This window comes from Brevundimonas sp. ALps5 (assembly GCF_058681645.1).
The window spans coordinates 65,629-84,044 of record NZ_JBZWKD010000002.1 but is presented as its reverse complement, the minus strand read 5'-3'; the positions used below and the strand labels follow the sequence as shown (position 1 = coordinate 84,044).

Sequence of the window (18,416 nt, the reverse complement as noted above, 5' to 3'; positions counted from 1 at the left end):
CTACCGAAAGGTCATACGATGAAGAACCGCCTTTTGGGCGCGGCCTCGCTGTGCCTCGCCCTGGTCGCCGCTCCCGCTCTCGCGCAGGACGCCTGCGACTGTCCCTGCCCGGAATGTCCGGAAACCCACGCGGAACACCACAAGCAGGCGAGCGCGGCGCCCGCGCCGGTCCTGTCGCCGGAGGAGCAGGCCGCCGTCGCTGCGCGCAAGCGTGAAGCCTCGGAGGCCACTCCCGCTTCCGCCGGATCCGCCGTGGGCGGCATCGCCCAAGCCGCCGCCGCAAGCGCCATGAAGGCCGTCGGCGCGGCCCTCAGCCAGTCCATCACGGCCGCGCAGTCGGCCAACCCCACGCCCGCCGAACCGGCGGCCTGACCCGTAAACGCAAGGACTCGGACAGACCCATGAAGTTCCCGAAACTTTCCAAGCGCGTGCTGCTCGGCTCTGTCGCCGTTGTCGGCGTCGCCGCGCTGGCCACGGCCGCCATCGCTGCCGGCGACCTTCCCTTCGTCGGCAAGAGCCTGAAGGATAAGATGCAGGCGCACTTCCCGAACACGCCGATCACGTCGGTGGACTGTGACGGAACACCGGCCGGGCTCTGCGAAGTCGTGGCTGGGAAGAACATCTTCTACACCACGCGCAACGGCCGCTTCGCTGTCGTCGGCTCGGTCCTCGACCTCAACGAGAAGGTCGACCTGACGGACCAACGCATGCGTCAGCTGGCCGCTATGGGCGCAGCCGAAGGCCGCATCCAGGGCGTGGGGCCCGGCGCGGCGGGCGCAGCCCCGGCGGCGGCTCCGTCGCCTGACCGCGCAGCGCCGGGGCCGGCCATTCGGGTTACGTTGCCGAAGGCCAACGCGATCGTGCACAACCCGGGCGCTCCGCTGAAGATGACCGTCTTCACGGACATGAACTGCAGCTTCTGCCGCCGTCTCCACGATGATCTGCGCGGCGTGACGGATATCGAGATCACCGAATATCCGATCGCCTTCCTGGGCGCGGACAGCCACGAAAAGGCCAAGCTGGCCCTGTGCGCCAACGACCGTTCTGCGGCCGTCGATGCGATCTATCGCGGCGGCGAAGTCCGGACGTCCGGCGACTGCGCCGCAGCCGAGGCCGCGCTGCAGGCGAACATCGCGTTCGCCCAGCAGAACAACATCCAGGGCACGCCGATGATCATCCGCGCGGACGGCATGACCAACAGCGGCTGGATGGAGAAGTCCGAGCTGCGCGCCTTCCTGCAGGCGTCGAACTGATGCGGGGCCTGGTCGTCGTCCTGATGTCGAGCCTCGCGGTGTCGGCCTGCTCATTGAGCACCAACACCAAGGGCAACTGGTCGTGCTCGGCTCCGACGGGTTCGTCGTGCGCCTCGATCGACGCCATCGACCACTCGGCCGACGCCGGCCGCCCATCTCCGGCCTCGCCCGGCGTCGCGAACGCGGCGCCGGTGCGATGGTGGGAGCCTCAGCCGTTCGTGTTCAGCGAGGCCCCCGGGCCCCGGCGCGAGGGCGACCAGGTGATGCGGGTCGTCTTCGCGCCGTGGGTGGACGCCCAGGGCGACTATCACGGCCGCTCCGAAGTCCATGCCGTGATGCGTCGCGGCGGATGGTGGGTTGCAGCTCCGACCGCTGCCCCGAGCTCGCAAGCGGCCCCTGTTTCGCGCCAACCGCAGCCGCCGGCCGCTGAAGCGGCGGGCGCCTCGGAGTAAACCGGTATGAAGTTCGACAAGGGTGGCCTCGACCGTTTCCTGGAGCAAATGGGGCGTCTCGTTATCGACGAGCCGCCCCCGCCTGATCTTCCGCGCGGCCACCTGCTGCCGGCGCGGCTCAGCGACGTGCTGCCCTATCGCAGCTGGGACGACAACCGGGGGCTCTACGAGTCAAACAAGACCGTCGGCTTCATCCTCGAGGTCGTGCCGTTGATCGGTGCGACCGACGTGACCGGCCGGATGCTGGGCGAGCTTTTCACCCACAGTGTCCCGTCTGGCGCGACCGTTCAGGTGCTGTCGTACGCCTCGCCGAAGATTGGTGAGGTCGTGGATCCTTGGGCGCTCGCGCGAGCCGCCCAAGGCGGTGTTTTCGCTGCGATGGCGAAGCACCGGCGAGAGCATTTCCGCAACGCCGCCTGGCGCTCCGCCTCCAAGCAGGCCCCGTTCTACCTTCGCGACTTCCGCATCTTCCTGACAGTCGAGCTGCCGGGCTCGGGGTCCTCGATGGCCGCCGACCAGCTGGTCGAAGCGCGCGAGAAGTTCATCGCGGATCTTCAGGCCATGCGAACGGACGCCTTCCCGGTGCAGCCGCGACAGCTCATCGCCACGATCGGCGACATCCTGAATCCGACGACGAACATTCGCCCCCGCGAAATCGCCTTCGACGATGATCGCTGGATCAACGAACAGCTCGTGCACAACGACACGACCTGGACGATCTTCCGCGACCGGATCGAGGTCCGCACCCGGGCGGAGGGCGACGAACTCGTCGCCGGCGACGCCACAGACGATGAAGTGGCGCTGCGTCGTGAACTGCAGGCCAAGGACGAGCGCTTCCAGATCCGCGGCTTCAGCGTCAAGCAGTTCCCGGAGCAGTGGACCCAAGGCGCCATGTCGCGGATCCTCGGCGACATGTTCAACGATCAGCTCCGGCTGATCGGCCCGACCGTCGTATCGCTCTGCTTCCGGTCCATCAGCGCCGAGAAGACCCGGTCGACGGCCGAATTCAAGCGCATGCGGACGAACCAGGCCGCGAGCAACCCGATCGGGAAGATGTTCCCCGACACGCGCAAGTCGGCCGAGGACTGGACTCTCGTGATGGAGGACGTGGCCGAGGGCGCGCTCCTGGCGCACCTGGGCATGTTCGTCCTGTCGATAGCGCCCGTGGCGGATGCCGAGAAGGCTGAACGCCACCTGCGCGGTGTGTTCCGCAACTCCCGCTTCGTGCTGCAGCGCGACGACGACGTCCACCTGCAGACCGTGCTTGCCTGCCTGCCGCTGACGCTGGCGGGCGGTCTTTTCGACGATCTCGGAACCTGCGGCCGCACGCGTCGCATGCCGACCACGGTCGCCTCGCGCCTGGCTCCGCTGCAGGGCGAGTTCATGGGGATGGATCTCCCCCACGTTCTCTTGGCCGGACGTCGTGGTCAGGTGATGACCTGGTCGCCGTTCGCCAACAAGTCGGGCAACCACAACACCGCTGTCGTGGGGGCCTCCGGCTCCGGCAAGTCCGTGCTGATGCAGGAAATCGCCGGCAGCCTGCGCGGGGCCGGTGCAGAAGTCTTCGTCATCGACGACGGCGAGAGCTTCAAGAATAGCTCGATGCTGCTGGGCGGAGCGTTCATCCGTTTCAGCCTCGACCTGAAGACCTGCATCAATCCATTCTCGATCATCGAGATCGAGGACGGCGAAGGGGCCGAGAGCGACTACTTCGTCGAGGGGATCGAAATGATCCGCCTGATGATCGAGCAGGCCGCGCGTGGATCCGCGCGATGCTCGGACGAAGAGAAGGGCGCGATCGAGCAGTCCGTGATGACCGTCTGGCAACGGGAGGGCCGCAAGGGCTCCTTCCAGTCGGTGATCGAAGAGCTGAAGGCCAGCCATGGGCAGCGGGGCGAGGATCTGGCGCTGGCGATGTCGGCCTACGGCACGGCCGGCTCCTACGCCAACTTCTTCAACGGCGAAGCCACCCTCGACATCACCAACTCCTACACCGTCTTCGAGATGAGCGACCTGGAGGCCAAGCCGGACCTCCGCTCCGTCGTCGTGCTGGCCGTACTCTTCCTGATCCGCAAGCGGATGAAGAAGGGCGGCCGGGCGCTCAAGAAGGCCCTCATCATCGACGAAGCCTGGCAGATGCTGTCGGACGGCGCGGTCGGGCGCTTCATTGAGGGCTTCGCCCGTCGTTGCCGGAAAGAGGGCGGCGCCATCATCACCGGCACTCAGTCGGTCAACGACTACTACAAGACCGACGGCGCCCGCGCCTGCATGGAGAACAGCGACCACGTCGTCGTGCTGCGCCTGAAGGAAGAGGCGCTCGACCAGCTCCGCACCAATGACCGGATCAAGGTCACGGACGCGGACATGACCATCCTGAAGTCGCTGAAGGTGGTCGACCGAGAGTATTCCGAGATGTTCGTCATGGGGCCGGAAGCGCGCTTCCTGGCGCGCCTGGTGCTCGATCCGTTCTCGGCCACCCTTTATTCGACCACGCCCGTCGTCTTCGAGCGGATCAAGTCCCTGCAGGCCCGCGGCCGGACCCTGGAAGAGGCCGTGGGCGACATCGCCTTCGGGCAAGCCGCGTGACGGCGGCCGGGCTTCTGCAACGGCTCGACCAGAGTCCGATCCTCGGTCGGGCCCGCCTGGTTGCGCACCGCTGGGGCGCCCGGATCGCCTTCGTTATCGACAGCGCCTGCATCGCCTTCATGAGCGCGGCTCTGGTCACCTTGTCCTTGGCCGGGTTCGACCTGGTCAAGGCGGCGAGGCTGTGGGGCGACTTCTGGACCCACTTCGCTGATGCCCCGCCGGCGGCCCGCGCGCCCGTCACCGCCTTCATGGCCATGGCCTGGGCGGTCCTCACCCTGATCACCGCGCTCGTGCGAGCGCCCCGAAGAACGGCCCGCAAGGCCGCCCCGGAGTCCGCCCAATGACCGACCAGCCCGAAACGCCCGAGACGCCCGAAACCAGCCAGCCGAAGAAACGGGCTCCGCTCACCGGAATCGTCTCCACCGCCCGCGAATGGCTCCCCCCGAAGAGCCAAATGGCTGCCTTGGCCATCGCCGCCCTGACCATTTCCAACATCGCCACCTGGGTCCTGCTCACCCGCAACGATCCGCCGGAAGTGATGACGGTCGGGGTGCGGGAGATGACGCAGAGCTACATGGCCTCGATCGCCCTGTCGGACATCACCCCGGAGGAAGCCGGGGTTCAGATGGATCTCTTCATGTCGGTCACGCAGGACACGCTGCAGCGTGCGGGCCGGAACAAGAACGTGCTGTTGCTGGCCCGGGAATGCGTCCTGGCAGGCCAAGCGGACGACGTCACGCGGGAGGTCGGCGAAGCCGTGAGGACGGCCATGTCCCGAGCCGGGGGCGCGCGCCCCACAGCGAACGCGGCCCCGGCGTCTACCGGAGTACAGGGTGGTTAGAGCCTCGTTCCTGGACGGACGGGAGCGGGCGTTTCTGATCTTTCACCTGACGCCTCCACCTCCCAGCGCCTGGAAATGGCGCCCTGAGCCGGAAGGCATGCTCCTTTGCGCCGTCAAGACCGGCGCTGGCGGAACCGAGCTGACGGCTTCCGTTCCGGCGAGCAGCTACGACCGACTGTCTCGCTTCTTCACCGACGACTTTCAGGTCGATCTTGCAGCGCTCGCGGCATTTGAAGTGGAGGTTGGCGATGACGTCGAGCTTTGATCCCGCGGCGCTCGCCGGCTGGCGGCAAACCGGGATTGTCGCCCTGCTGTGCCTCGGCGTGTTCGCCTTCAAGGCCGGGGAGGGGACCCTGGCCCGGTACAAGTTCGGGCTGAACGTCACTGAGAGCCTGCCGCATTGGGCATTCGTGACGGACCGGCGCGACCGGGAGGTTGGTCGGGGCGACCTCGTCGAATTCGTGGCGCCTGACACCCCCTATTACCCGGCCGGGCAGCATTTCGTGAAGCGTGTCGCCGGCACGGCCGGGGACGTCATCGAGCGGCGCGGGGACCGAGTCTGGGTCGCCGGCAAGGACGTCGGGCGCGTGAAACCGACGGATAGTCTCGGTCGTCCTGCAGCACCGGGGCCGGTCGGGGTGATCCCGGCCGGAAGCCTTTTCGTCGTCGGAGACAATCCCGACAGCCTGGATAGCCGGTACGCCCTCATCGGGCTCATCCCGGCCTCCCGCGTGGTCGGCCAAGCGGAGCCCATCCTATGACTGGCAAGTATTTCCTCATCGCGAGCGTCGCGGCGGGCCTCGCACTCGCGCTGAGCGCCACCATGGCCCGATCGGAGGATCTCGGCACGCACGGCGCGACGTTCGCCATCGCGGAGCATGACATCCTCGAGGTGATCGCGCGGCAGCTGCGCCGGGCTGAGGCGTCCGGCCGTATGGGACAGCTGCAGGAAGAGTTCCAGCGACGGGTCCGGGCCCGCGTGGAACGACCGACCGCCGCCCCCGGCGTGCGGACGACGACCGAGCCTCGCAGCTGGTTGTTCGACCCGTCGATCATCGTGCCTCGCGACTTCGCCGACCAGCGCGGTCGCGTGTTCGCCCGACAGGGTGAGCGTGTGAATCCCCTCGAGAAGCTGCCAGGCTTCGACCGCGTCCTGATCTTCCTGGACGGGGACGACAGCCGTCAGGTCGATTGGGCCGTTGGTCAGCTGCGGGAACATGGCGAGCACCGTACCCGTCTGATCCTGACCAAGGGCGCGCCGCTTGAGTTGATGCGCCGCAGGCAGGTCCAGTTCTACTTCGACCAGGAGGCCAAGCTCGTCTCTCACTTCGGAATCCGGCAAGTTCCGGCGCGGGTCGAGAAAGAGGGTTCGCGGCTTCGGATTTCGGAGCTGCAGCCGTGATCGGCTGGGGCCCAAAGATCGGGGCGGTGCTGGCCAGCGTGATGCTGGCGCTGACGCCCACCATGGCGATGGCGCAGGACCCGGCCGACGCCGCGCCGTGCGAAGGTCGTTTCGTGAATCCGATCACGGACGTCTGCTGGAGCTGCCTGTTCCCGCTGACCCTTGGATCGATCCCGCTGTTCAAGGGAGATAAGCCCGACACGCCCAATCCGTCGTCGCCGGTCTGCGCCTGCCCGGCCCCGCCGCCGCTTTTCGTCCAGATCGGCCTGTCGGTCGGTTTCTGGGAGCCTGTGCGCCTGGCGGACGTGACGCAGCGGCCGTTCTGTTTCGTGAACCTGGGCGGCCTGAAGATCGATCCGGGCTTCGGTTATCCGGGCAAGTCGAGCCGCAAGAGCAATGAGCAGGCCGACCGGTCGGCCTACCATGTCCATTGGTACGTCTATCCGGTCATGGTCTGGCTCGAGCTGCTGACCGACTTCCTCTGCGTCGAGCGGACCAGCTTCGACATCGCCTACATCACGGAACTGGATCCGCTTTGGCAGGACGATCACCTGTCGATCCTGATCCACCCCGAAGCCCTGATCTTCGCGAACCCGATCGCGACGGCCGCCTGCTCGGTTGACTGTGCGTCAACGACGGCGGGTCACGTGCGCAACGAGATGTTCTGGTGCGCGGGGTGCCACGGCACGATGTATCCGATGGATGGAAACATCTCCGGGGAATACTCGGACATCCAGGGCGCGCTGCTCGCGGCCGAGCGCTTCGCCTTCAAGATGCACCGGCAGCTCCTGGCGGACGGCACGAGCGGCCCCCAGGCGGTCTGCTCGAAGTACAAGATGCCGATCATGGACAAGCGGCAGTACCGCTTCCAGCTGACCAACCCGGTCAGACACGTCCGTGGGCCGTTCACCTGCCCGCCGATCGGCGCGTCCACGGTGCCCTACGAGGGCGGCAAGACCATCCCGATCCGTGGCGAGGATTACGGCTTCCTCGTCTGGCGCAAGCGCAACTGCTGCGTGACCATCATTCCATAGGGGCGACCATGTTCGAAGCTCTCAACTATCCGGTCTTCTCGGGCTCGCTGATGTGCTGGATGGCCTTCGCCGCCGCGCTGAGCGCTGGGATCGCGTTGTTCATCTTCTCCTGGCGGAACCAGTGGGTGCCACTGCAGATGGCAGCTGCCCTGATGATGTGCGGCGTGGTCTTCTGGGCCTCGACGCCGGCGATGGCGCAGGACGAACTCGGCGCTGCCGCCCGGGCGCTGATCGACCAGGCCGAGGCCCGGGGCCGGTCGGCACAGCAGTCGCTCGACGATTGGGCGGCCGAGACCAGCGCGCGGACGGAGCGGTACGAGCGTGACGCGCAGGAACTGGCCGCAGGCAACCAGCGCGCCCTCGCGCGGGGCATGACGATGCTGCGCAATGATCCGACCTTCGGCGATGCGGCAGCGATGATCGAGGCCGTCCCGGAAGAGCAGGGCGCGCTGTACGTGGCCGTCTCGCTGGGCATGCCCAAGGAGTCGCTGCGCAGCCTCGCGCTGGACGCCCACAAGGCCGGCGCGAAGATCGTCATTCGCGGCCTGGTCAACGGCAGTTTCGAGCAGACGTTAGTTGCTGCGAAAGAAGTTTTCGGCGAAGATGCCGTCAGCGGTGTCGCGATCGAACCTCAGGTGTTCCGAGCCTTTGGTGTAGATCGAGTGCCCACGTTCATTGCTGCGACGGCTCCGGTCCAACCGTGTGACCAAGGCGTCGACTGCACGAGCGCGGCAACCCCTCACGACCGCCTCGCGGGGAATATCACCCTCGCGGAAGCGCTTCGCATCATCGCGGAGCGCGGCGATGAAGCGCCCGGCGTCGCGCAAGCGGCTCTGGCTCGCCTGGAGGGGTAATGGGCCGTGAAAAAACCCGGACTGGATCTCGCGCGAGGGCTTAAGGCCCTCGCCCTTGCTGCTGTGTTTGTGGGCGCCGCTACTGCGGCGCCCTCGTTCGCGCAGACGACGACCTCTGGTGACGGCGGTGCCGGTTCGTTCGTGGGCACCACCCCGCCGCCCCCGCTGGGTGACCCGCGGACGGTCGTCCCGGGCGCGGGCGGGGATGTATCCGGCTGGACCAGCTATCAGAACAACCCCAACGGACTGATCTCAGCCGGGGAGGGGAACGCGCCCGGGAACGAGTACCTGGCGGTGATCGGCGGCGGCGCGGCCAACGCCGCCCGATATGACGTGAGCAACAACGACGACTGGCTGCGACGATCGTTCGATCTTCTCGGGGATCCGAGGAACAAGGTCGGGGACCTGGTCGGCGAAAACAGCGGGTCCTGCCAAAACGAGACGACGCAGGGGACGCGCATCGAGCGCAGTCTCTATACGTGCGAGACCGCGACACGGGTCACGGAAAGCAGCCAGGAATGTCGGTCGATCTACGTGCCGATGTTCGACACCGACTATGTCTACGCGTGCCGGCAGGGGACCGAGTGGCGCAGCGAGAGCCGGACCTGCGAGCCGGAACGCGTCGTGACCGTCGACGAAGATTATGTCTACAGCTGTCAGACCGGAACGGTTTGGACGCATACGCCGGCAAGCTGCGAGCGCCGCCGTATTGTCGTGGTCGACGAGGATTATCAGTACGGTTGCGTTCAGACCTGGAACGGTTCGACGCACGCCGGCAACGCCGCCTGTACGGCAGTGGGGCAGCCGGGCTGCTCGCCGACGTCGGGGCGGACCTGCACCCAGCCGTCCAATCTGCCGACGTCTTACACCTGTCAGACCGGCTATCAGGGATCGGTTTACGGCCAGTCGTGCGGGGACGTGCTTAACATCGGCTGGACGACGACGTGGCTCTACACGATGGACACAGGCCACGAGGTGGCGATGGCCGACCCGGCGGGGGGCGTTTTCGACGAGAATGGATGCTCTGCAGGCTGGCTCTACCAAGGCGGCCGGACCTGGTACATCGACTACTCCTGCCCCCATAAGATCGAAGGCCCATTGATGGTGCCTTATCCCGGTAGCGCCTGGCTTGTCGGACAAGCCGGGACGCCGGATGGGACCACCTACTGGTCGCCCACGGGCGGCTCGTGCACGGCCGGGGAAAGCTCTGCTTGCAACCTCGTCGCGACAGTCTGTGTCCAAGGGCCGGAGACGCGCAATATCAATGGGCATTTTGTCTATCAGGACTGCTGGGCGCGTCGTCACGACTACACCTGTGGCTCCCGGACCGACTTCCCGGGCTGCGCTCCGCCGAACGGCATGGCTCAGAGCGGTGAGCGCTGCATCGCGACCGACGCGGCCGGGAATTGCACGGCGTGGGAGCGCACCTTCAACGACCCCTCGGGCGGGTGCACTCGGTTTGAGCAGGGTGTTCGTTGCGAGGACCCGGTTCCCGGCGCGGGCACCCCCAGCGAGATCCTCCGCGACGTTGTCTCCGATACTTGGGACAATGGTTGCGCCGCGCTGCAGGGCAACGGCGCCTGCGTCAAGCAAGGCGAAGTCGTCCTCGAGGGCGAACAGACCCGCGTCATCAACGGCCTGCCGGTGACCCGGAACCCGTGGACAGTCCGTGAGGACTTTATCTGCTCGTCTTCCTCGAACGTGAACAGCTGCAGCCCATTCACGGGCTGCGTTCAGCAGGCACAGACCTGCGCCAGCCAGGACCGCGCGGGCAACTGCACGGCCTATAATCGCACCTACCGCTGTGAGAATCCGGTCAACGACGGCGGTACGCCGATTGAGACACCGCGTGATGTCGTCGGGGAATACTGGACGGACCCGTGCGCCTCGAACCGAAACGACCCCGCCTGCCGAATGACGGCGAACGAGGTGGTGATCGGCAACGAAACGCGGATCATCAACGGGCTGTCCGTGACGCGTGATCCTTGGAGGCGGCGTGAAACGTGGACGTGCGATCGCTCATCCCAAGTCAACACCTGCGCGCCGCTGGCCGGGTGCACCCAGACTGGCCAGGTTTGCGGCGGCACGGCCCCTGATGGATCGTGCTCGGTGTACGACAACGTATACCGCTGTGAAGTGGAGACGCCGCCGGCTGGCACGCCAACTGGTACGATAACGGACCATGTTGGCGGCGGAATGGAACCCCAAGCCTGTCCAGCGAGATCGGACGGGGCGTGTCGGCTGACCAATAGCGAATGCACCCAGCCGGGTGAAACGCGCATGATCAACGGCGTACCGACCACGCCGCCGGGCCGCCCCGGTTGCTGGGAGCAGACTGACACCTACACCTGCGAAGGCCATGGCCCGACAGAATCGAGCTGCAATCCGCCTTCTGGCTGCGAGCTGAAGGATGAGGTTTGTCTTGACGACGTTCCGGCGGATCAATGCCGGGCGTGGGAGAACGTCTATCAGTGCACCCGCGAGGTCGTGACTGAGGAGACGAACAATAGCTGTCAGACCCGGGTCTGCATCGGCGACATGTGCGTCGGATCTGAAGATCAGGGCAGCGAAGATATGCCTGATGCGCTGGCCGCGCTGCTCGCGGCCCGTCTTGCGGGCGAAGACTATTCGCAGAACCTGACGATCTTCAAAGGTCAGCCGATGCGGTGTCGCAAGGCGATCTTCGGCTTCCGGAACTGCTGCAAGGACTCGGGCTGGGGCGTGGATCTCGGTCTGACGCAGTGCTCTGAGGAGGAGAAAACCTTGATGCAGCGGCAGGAAGCCAAGGCCACTCACTACGTGGGGACCTATTGTTCGCAGAAAAGCTTCCTGGGTGTCTGCCTCGAGAAGTCCATGCGGTACTGCTCCTTCGAGGGGACGATCGCTCGCATCGTTCAGGAGGCTGGCCGCCCGCAGGTCAACAAGACCTGGGGTACACCCAAAGATGCCGACTGCTCTGGTTTCACGATCGAGGAGTTTCAACGGCTCGACCTGACCAACGTCGACTTCTCGGACTTCACGGACGAGATGATGAGCCGGTTCACCTCGCCGGATCCCAACAGCACCATGGGCAGGATCCAGTCGAACATCCAGAATCTGATGGGCTCCGGCTCGCCAGGGTTCGGTGAAACCAACGAATCCGGCGGAGGCGGCCAGTGAGCCGCTCCGACCCAATTCCAAAGAAGGGGATGACCATGATGAAGGGTGCCGTTTCGCGCGCCATCCTGAGCGTGTCCACGCTCGCACTTTCGCTGGCGATCGGGGCTGTTGCCCCGGCCGCCGCGCAACAAGCGCGGTCGGATAACGCCTCGGCCGAAGAGTATTGCCGGCGCGACCTGGGCATGTGGTTCTACTGCCAGCGGCCTGAGCCGCCTGCAGAGGATCAGGCCGCCACAGTAACGCCAGCGCTGGCCCCGGCGGCCGTGCCGCCGGAGGTGGCCGAGCTCGAGGAGTATCAACGTCGCCTCGAGCAGGCCCGTCAGGTCGCGGTGTGGCGGCCGACGCCCGAGACGGTCGAGGAGTATTACCGTCTGCAGCAGATCGCGCTCGAAAAGGGCGGCCTCTTCGCGGATCATTTCCGACGCCTGGTCTGGACCACGCCTGAACTGGACTACACGATTCAGCGGCCGGTCATGGAGGCCGCCAAGCACGGCTGGACTGATGATCGGCTTGCCGATCGCGACCTGTTCCTGCGCGGCGTCTCGGACAAGGTCGGCTTGTTCTATGTGTATCGGGGTAGCTGCGGCGCCTGCACGATCGCTAGCCCGATCGTGCGCGCCTTCGCCGATCGCTACGGCGTGTCAGTCCGAGCCGTCTCGGCCGACGGTGCGCCGAACCAGCACTTCCCCAACGCCGTGCGGGACCAGGGGCAGCTCGCCGCCTGGGGCGTCCGCCAGACGACCCCGGCACTGCTGTTCTTCCAAGCGTCGGACGTCGACGCTCGCACAGGGCAGATCCGTCCGCGGCGCATCCGGGGATCCAATGGTCAGATGATTGAGCTGCTGCCCTGCACGAAGCCGCAGGGCTGCCTGACCTACGCCGGGGCCGGCGTCATGGCCCTCGATGACATCGCCGAACGTCTTTTCGTCCTGCTCTCCAAAGAGCCGGGCACAGATTTCTAAGGAGCCTAGAACATGCGCTGGAACAATGACCGCGCCCGGAAGGGCGCCACGCCGAAATCTCCGATCGACAAGGCCGCGCGTTCGCGTCGTCGTCGTCGTCTCGGCCTGGTCGCGTTGACGACGACCAGCCTGACCCTGTTCACGGCGTCCGCGCCGCTGGCCGACATCAACGACAGCATGGACGGCTATTGGTCCAGCTCGATCGGCTCGGCCAACGTCACGGGCCCAACCGCCTTCCAGGGACAGAGCGCCGGCTACTATACGCTGGGTAACGTGGCCTTCCGGGGGCCGCAGGAAACGACGCAGATTGGCGCGATCCAGCTGCCGTCGGTGCGCGCAGGCTGCGGTGGCATCGACATATTCAGCGGGGGCTTCAGCTTCATCAACAGCGACCAGCTGGTCGCGCACATGAAGGCCGTGGCGTCGAACGCGATCAGCTACGCTTTCATGCTGGCGATCAAGAGTCTGTCGCCGATCGTCGCTGACCAGATCGAGTCGCTGCAGAAGGTCGCCGGCGATATCAACCAGTTCAACATGAACAGCTGCCAGCAGGCGCAGGCCCTCGTTGGTGGCCTGTGGGGTCGGAGCGACACTGCGTCGAACCAGATCTGCACCGACCTGTCGACCTATCGGGGCTTCTATTCGGATCGGATCGCGGCCCGCCACGATTGCCCGAACCGGATGGCGCAGAACCTCAACAACCTGCCTGAGGCGGACAAGAAGGTCATCCCGATCAACAAGAACATCGCCTGGGAAGCGACCCGACAGCACCCGATGCTGGCGGGGGACCGCGACCTGGCCGAGCTGTTCATGACGCTGACCGGGACGATCATCTACAGGTGCCCGGACAACAACGGCTGCATCATCGATGTCCTGCCGGCGGAAGGCGCCAAGGATGGCGTGATCACCAAGCTCCTCGATGGCGGCGCTGTCCGCGTCCATAGGTGCGATACGACCGACAAGTGCCTGAACCCGGTGAAGTACGGCGGCACCCAAACGCTGGCCGCCAACCGGGCCCTGAAGAATCGCGTCGAGGCGATGCTCCGCAGCATCATCACGAAGATCCAGACCCGCCAGACGCTCAGCGCCGCCGAGCAGGACTTCCTGAACATGGTGTCGTTGCCTGTCTACAAGATGGCCAGCGTCTACTCGGCCCAGCAGGGCGCGGCGGCCGCCGGCACGATGGCGCAGTACGCCGACGTGATCGCCCTGGACATGGTCTACACCTGGATCAACCGCTCGGTTTCGCAGGTCGAGGACGGCGCGCGGAACATGGTCGGCATTGATGAAGTACAGCTGGGCGAGTGGCGTGAGAGCATCGAGCAGGTGCGTTCGATCCTCAACGAGCGCCAGCAGGTCCTGAACACCAAGACGTCGGCTATCGAGGACATGATCGCGCGCACCCAACGCGCCGAACAGCAGCTGGCGGCCCGGATGGGCACGCGGATCGGCGAAACCATCGCCTTCTCCGCCAGCATGACGCCGAACTGAGGTCGCCGCCATGGATGTCGAAGTCATCACCTACGGCGGCGGCGCCTACTACCGCGACGTCTTCCAGGCGGTAGCGCTGCTGTCGGGCTCGGACGGGATCTCGTCGCTCCTGCGGCTGGCTCTCGTCCTGGGTCTGATGATGGGCATCCTGAAGGCGGTGTTCGATTTCAACATCGGCAAGATCATGAAGTGGTTCCTGATCGCCTTCATCACCTACGGGATTCTGTGGGTGCCGAAGGTGCAGGTCCATGTCACCGATGTGTTCGACCCGGCGCTCACGGGGGCGGACGTGGCGAATGTGCCGCTCGGGGTTGGCATGACCGCCAGTCTGACCAGCAGGATCGGCCATCGGACGATCGAGCTCACCGAAACGGCCTTCGGCGACCCGGCCGATGCGCGGTACTCGAAGACAGGTATGATTTACGGGGCCAAGGTCTTCGAGCGCCTGCGTACAGCCCAGATCGCGGATCCGCGCTTCGACGGCAATCTGCGCAGCTTCATTCGGGGCTGCGTCTACTACGATATCCTGGACGGCTACTATTCCGCCGGCGAACTGGCCCGGCAGAATGACCTCTGGACCTATATCACAGTCACCAAGGGTACGAACCCCGGCCGGTCGATCGAGTACACCAACCCGTCGAACCTCCGGGAAATCATTTCCTGCCCCACGGCAGCCGGACGGATGAACAGCGAATGGGCGGCGACGCTGCAGGCGTCGATGCGCCTGTTCGAGCGCCGGTCGCGGCCGGACCTTCCTGAAGCGGAACTGCAGACGGCCCTCATGTCGGAAATGGGCACGCTGCACCCGATCATGATCGGGGCTTCGCGTGACGCGACTTCGGCGTTCCAACAGGTGCTGATGGCCAACGCGATCCGCCGCGGCGTCACCGGCTTCTCGGCCGAGGCTGGCGGGGAGTCGATGGGCGCCCTTGCCGAGACCCAGGCAGAGATCCAGACGCGCAACACCCAGGCTTTGCTGGGCGGCGTCGCCGAGAAGGCGATCGTCATCCTCAAGATCGTGGTCGACCTGCTGTTCATCGGCATGTTCCCGATCCTCTTCCCGGCCTTCCTGTTGCCGAGCCTCGGGCCGCGCATGATCCAGGGCTATCTGACGGGGTTCCTGTATCTGCAGCTCTGGGGGCCGATGTACGTCATCGTCCACAAGATCTCGATGGGCGCCGCCGCGTCGAAGACGGCGGCGGCCGCCTACCTTCCGGACACTGCTGCGGGGATCAAGATCGCAAACCTCGAAGCGATCGGAAGCGTCAACGCGGACATTTCGGCCGTCGCCGGCGTCATGACCATGATGATCCCCGTGATGGCCGGGCTGCTGACCAAGGGCGCGATGGCCGTGGGAAGCCAGGGCGAAGCCCTGCTCTCGCAGTTCCGCAGCGGAGCCGAGGCGGCGGGCTCGATGTCCACCACGGGGAATATCTCGCTGGGCAACACAGCGTTCGAGAACCACTCGTTCAACAACCTCTCCGGCAACCGCCAGCACACATCGTTCGACGTCGATCAAGGAAACTATCGTTTCGTTGACCAGAACCTGAACCGGGTGGAGATGGGCTCAGGTGGGGCTATGACCCTGCAGTCGTCGATGTCGCAAACTGCGGCTAGCTTCCGCCATTCCGAGGGGATCAGCGCGGCGGCCATCGAAGCAGCCGGCCAGCGCCGGGAAGAGAGCCAGGCGCTCAGGCAGTCCTATACGGAAGGATGGCAGAGAACTCAGGCGGAAGGCGTCGAGGCCGTCAACAGCTGGCTGAACAGCAGCTCACAAATCCGGACAACCGGGAGTGAAAACCGCGAGACGCATGGTTCGCTTTATCAGACTTTGGATCAGGTCAGCGAAAACCTGCAGCGAACACACGGCTATTCACAGGCGACTGCGAAAGAAGCCACTGCGCGCGCCGCGATCGAGGCCTACGCCCAAGTCCAAGGTGGCGCGTCCCTGTTCGGCAACGAGGCAACAGCTGGCGCGCGGGCCAGCGTCACTGGCCAGGTCGGTATATCGCGCAGCGATACGGAAACGGACTCTGTGCAAGCCGCTCGTCAGGCGTTGTCATCGCAGGGCTTCTCCGACCGCGTCGATCGCACTGCCGCGACGTATGCGGCGGAGTCCTTCAGCCAGACATCAACTGCCCAGAATATGACGGCCGAGAAGATCTCGGACACCTTCTCTTCTACCGCCGCCCTGACAAACGCTGCGGAGACCGCTGAAAGCCAAGCGCGGACCTACGAGCAGCGGGCTGACTACGTCCGCAGCAACTCTGCGACGTTCGACACCAACATGAATAACGTGTTCGTCCCGTTCGCAATGGACCGACTGGTCGGCTCGCGAGACAGCTACGGTGCGATCATCGACGAGGACCGGGCCCGCGAAATCCTGGCCGGCCGCACGCCGGAAGACATCAGCCGAATCGACGAAATCGGCCGAGCCTTCCAGCAGGATCAAGCCGATCGGATCTCCGTTCCGGAGCTAATTGCCCAGAACAGAGACGTGGCGCCCAACGTTCAGCAGTTCCAGCCAGGTACGGTTCAAGTGCTCGACGTCCCATCTGAGGGCGCGGCCCTCCGTGAAGGGTTCGGGATGTCGAACCTCGGGCGGCCCGGAGAGCCCATCAGCGAACATGCACCAGGGTCGAGCGCTTGGCAGGCCGAACGAGAGGAGAGGGCGGCTGCGGCGGCGGCAAGTCCAGGATCTGGCGATGTAGGTCAGCGGTCTGGCCGAGGCGGTGACCGCGATCGTGACAACGACGCCGGGGCACCTTCGAGCCCGCGACCGGCCAATGATGCCGACGAGCCGGTCATTCGCCCGCAGTTCAACTCGGCGCTGCGAGATCAGATTCGGGCATCGACCGGGGAAGCAGCCGATATGTTGGATTCGCACCGGCCGGCGGACGGCCGCCTGATCGGTTTCGGCGAGAGCGATACTCAGCAGACGGCAGGTGGGATGGCCCGGTTGGCGCGGCGAAATGCTGACTAGCGGACAAAACGAAGGCGGCGCAGCCGAAGCTGCGCCGCCTTATCTCATTGCGACGGGTTCAGCTCCGGCGTGCCTTCAGCACCTTCACCAAATGGGGCAGAATGGCCAATGGCACGACGCTGAAGCACAGCCCGATGACAACGGGGATGGCGATGAAGATCTCGCCGGCTTCGACGGCCGCCGGGATCAGCGGAACCGTCCAAAGCAGCAAGCCTATGCCAACAGCGAAGAAGGTCAGGCTAACGACAAGCCCGACGATCGTGCCTGCCCAGAACGCCGGGCCTGCCAACCCGCTCTCCATTTGAGCCTTCAGTACCCGCGTCGCCTCCGGCGACAGCCCGAGTTGGTCAATAGCGCCCTGTTGCATCGGACCCTCCGTGTTCCGCGTCTGTTCTCTATCAACCACAGATTTCGCTCCACCGATAGGGCCTCGTCACAGCTGCATGACACCGCAGCACGCGCGGAAAGCCAAGCGCAGAGGATAATAAGCCCCGCGATCCTGCAGCGCCAACCTAGTTGAGTGTCCCGAAAGGTGGGACCGTCAAGCCTTCAAAACCCGGGAGAGGGAGTTCCCAAATGCGTATCGCCACCCTGGCCGCCTCAGCGGCCATCCTCGCCTTGACGACCGTCGCTGCAGCGCCGGCCGAGGCCCAAAGCCGTCAACGCAGCTATCAGGCCTACGCGGTGATCGACTTCCAGACGGACGCCCCCAAGGGCCAAGTCATCGACGCTGCCGAGCGCATCCTGCAGAACTACGCCAGCGATTTTCAGTCGAACCGGCCGATCGCTGTCCAGACGCCCGAACAACCCGGTCGCTTCCAGCTGACCAATCCGCTGGCCGAAAGTCGTCTCGCCGGTCTGGCGGCGCTTGGGGGCGTCAGCACCCAGCAGTTCATGGTCGCCACCTGCGACGGCGCCGTGTGGACGGCCAACGTCAATCGTTCGGTCTCCGGATCGCAGCAGCTGCGCGTCCAGCTCTGCCTCTTCCCCTACAAGAACGAAGAACGTGAGGGCTATCACCTCAACCTGTTCGCCAGCGACACCGCGATCAGCGGCGGCGGCCTTACCGAGCGCTTCGGCCGAGCCCTCGCCAACCGGCTCGTCGGCACGCCTCGCGACTTCACCGAGAACATGCTGCGCCAGACGGTGCAGGCGATCGAGGCGTCCACGGACTCGTCGGCAGTGCTCATTGAGGGCGAACCGGAAATCCCCGGCTTGGCTTGGCGGCGCTAGGCCGCGGAAGCCCGGCCGGGGGTTGCATGGGATGCAGGAGCAAGGTCGCCCTGCATAGCGTCGGGATCGAGAGATGCGGCTGCCGGCGGAAAAAGACTAATCAACCCGATGGCTTTGGCTTGGTATCGATAGGTCGATCGGGGAGTTCCGCCCTATCTCAGGCCTG

At 65.5% G+C, this 18,416-nt stretch carries 17 protein-coding genes; 16 read left to right on the top strand and 1 reads right to left on the bottom strand.

The genetic code is table 11. The annotated features are described in order from the left end of the window. Positions 1 to 18: 18 nt before the first annotated feature. From ACW172_RS20540 to ACW172_RS20470, 15 genes are all read left to right on the top strand, one after another. On the top strand, positions 19 to 372 hold the full coding sequence (locus ACW172_RS20540; RefSeq protein WP_444572909.1) for a hypothetical protein: 354 nt from the start codon (positions 19 to 21) through the stop codon (positions 370 to 372). Positions 373 to 401: 29 nt separating this feature from the next. Then, positions 402 to 1,253: a DsbC family protein gene (locus ACW172_RS20535; RefSeq protein WP_444572908.1), complete on the top strand. Its 852-nt coding sequence runs from the start codon at positions 402 to 404 to the stop codon at positions 1,251 to 1,253. Further along, on the top strand, positions 1,253 to 1,705 hold the full coding sequence (locus ACW172_RS20530; RefSeq protein ID WP_444572907.1) for a TraV family lipoprotein: 453 nt from the start codon (positions 1,253 to 1,255) through the stop codon (positions 1,703 to 1,705). The genes ACW172_RS20535 and ACW172_RS20530 overlap by 1 nt, the downstream gene beginning before the upstream one ends. Before the next feature lie 6 nt (positions 1,706 to 1,711). Further along, a complete protein-coding gene (locus tag ACW172_RS20525; RefSeq protein WP_444572906.1) occupies positions 1,712 to 4,291 on the top strand; it encodes a TraC family protein in 2,580 nt (859 codons plus the stop codon). Next, complete coding sequence (locus ACW172_RS20520; protein ID WP_444572905.1) at positions 4,288 to 4,635, top strand: hypothetical protein; 348 nt, start codon at positions 4,288 to 4,290, stop codon at positions 4,633 to 4,635. Before ACW172_RS20525 ends, ACW172_RS20520 begins: the two co-directional genes overlap by 4 nt. After that, the gene (locus ACW172_RS20515; RefSeq protein WP_444572904.1) at positions 4,632 to 5,132 is read left to right on the top strand and encodes a TrbI F-type domain-containing protein; all 501 of its coding nucleotides are present in this window, start codon (positions 4,632 to 4,634) and stop codon (positions 5,130 to 5,132) included. The genes ACW172_RS20520 and ACW172_RS20515 overlap by 4 nt, the downstream gene beginning before the upstream one ends. Beyond that, entirely contained in the window at positions 5,125 to 5,397 is a 273-nt protein-coding gene (locus tag ACW172_RS20510; RefSeq protein WP_492035037.1) for a hypothetical protein, read from the top strand. The genes ACW172_RS20515 and ACW172_RS20510 overlap by 8 nt, the downstream gene beginning before the upstream one ends. Beyond that, positions 5,381 to 5,893, top strand: a complete 513-nt coding sequence (gene lepB / locus ACW172_RS20505) for a signal peptidase I (protein ID WP_444572902.1) — start codon at positions 5,381 to 5,383, stop codon at positions 5,891 to 5,893. The genes ACW172_RS20510 and lepB overlap by 17 nt, the downstream gene beginning before the upstream one ends. Then, entirely contained in the window at positions 5,890 to 6,534 is a 645-nt protein-coding gene (gene traW, locus ACW172_RS20500) for a type-F conjugative transfer system protein TraW (RefSeq protein ID WP_444572901.1), read from the top strand. The genes lepB and traW overlap by 4 nt, the downstream gene beginning before the upstream one ends. A 41-nt stretch (positions 6,535 to 6,575) precedes the next feature. Beyond that, entirely contained in the window at positions 6,576 to 7,568 is a 993-nt protein-coding gene (gene traU / locus ACW172_RS20495; protein ID WP_492035043.1) for a conjugal transfer pilus assembly protein TraU, read from the top strand. A gap of 8 nt (positions 7,569 to 7,576) precedes the next feature. Next, positions 7,577 to 8,422, top strand: coding sequence for a type-F conjugative transfer system pilin assembly protein TrbC (gene trbC / locus ACW172_RS20490; RefSeq protein WP_444572899.1), 846 nt, complete (start codon positions 7,577 to 7,579; stop codon positions 8,420 to 8,422). A 6-nt stretch (positions 8,423 to 8,428) separates the two neighbouring features. Continuing rightward, positions 8,429 to 11,581, top strand: a complete 3,153-nt coding sequence (traN, locus tag ACW172_RS20485; RefSeq protein ID WP_444572898.1) for a conjugal transfer protein TraN — start codon at positions 8,429 to 8,431, stop codon at positions 11,579 to 11,581. Between the two features lie 29 nt (positions 11,582 to 11,610). Beyond that, a complete protein-coding gene (locus tag ACW172_RS20480) occupies positions 11,611 to 12,543 on the top strand; it encodes a conjugal transfer protein TraF (protein WP_444572897.1) in 933 nt (310 codons plus the stop codon). A 114-nt stretch (positions 12,544 to 12,657) separates the two neighbouring features. Then, the gene (locus tag ACW172_RS20475; protein WP_492035036.1) at positions 12,658 to 14,034 is read left to right on the top strand and encodes a conjugal transfer protein TraH; all 1,377 of its coding nucleotides are present in this window, start codon (positions 12,658 to 12,660) and stop codon (positions 14,032 to 14,034) included. A gap of 10 nt (positions 14,035 to 14,044) precedes the next feature. After that, entirely contained in the window at positions 14,045 to 17,017 is a 2,973-nt protein-coding gene (locus tag ACW172_RS20470; protein ID WP_444572895.1) for a conjugal transfer protein TraG N-terminal domain-containing protein, read from the top strand. Between the two features lie 58 nt (positions 17,018 to 17,075). On the opposite strand, the gene ACW172_RS20465 is transcribed toward ACW172_RS20470, so the two are convergent. Continuing rightward, complete coding sequence (locus ACW172_RS20465) at positions 17,076 to 17,384, bottom strand: hypothetical protein (RefSeq protein WP_444572894.1); 309 nt, start codon at positions 17,382 to 17,384, stop codon at positions 17,076 to 17,078. Positions 17,385 to 17,593: 209 nt separating this feature from the next. Between ACW172_RS20465 and ACW172_RS20460 the strand changes: the two genes are divergently transcribed. Then, a complete protein-coding gene (locus tag ACW172_RS20460) occupies positions 17,594 to 18,250 on the top strand; it encodes a hypothetical protein (RefSeq protein ID WP_444572893.1) in 657 nt (218 codons plus the stop codon). Positions 18,251 to 18,416 lie beyond the last annotated feature (166 nt).